The sequence below is a fragment of the Winogradskyella marina genome (assembly GCF_015645385.1).
GTDB lineage: Bacteria > Bacteroidota > Bacteroidia > Flavobacteriales > Flavobacteriaceae > Winogradskyella > Winogradskyella marina.
On the sequence record NZ_JADOET010000071.1, the window covers coordinates 1 to 315 of the forward strand.

At 29.5% G+C, this 315-nt stretch carries 1 protein-coding gene; it reads right to left on the bottom strand.

Annotated features, from left to right (window positions below):
* Window positions 1–111: 111 nt before the first annotated feature.
* The coding region (locus tag ITJ86_RS17235; RefSeq protein ID WP_317190646.1) for an RNA polymerase sigma factor at window positions 112–315 on the bottom strand (204 nt) is incomplete at its 5' end.

Here is a 315-nt window from a genome sequence, read left to right on the forward strand (position 1 = left end):
GTAATACTGATATATTGACTGTTACGTTGCTTCTTTGCTTTTATGATTATATCTTTGGGATTAAAGTTTGATATTTCATTAGCTTGAATATCCCATAATTTATTTAAGTTATCATTTTCCATTTGTGATACATTTTAAAAGTGATTTTCGAATACGACTCAATCGTGTTCTTAAAGTTCCGTGTGCTAAACCAACGGTGTCTGCAATAGTAGCTTGTGGTATGTTTTCTAGTTCTAATAATATCAATGCTTTATTTTGCTCGTTTAGTTGGTCTATACAGTGATACATTTTTTTGATATTACCTTCATTATTGTC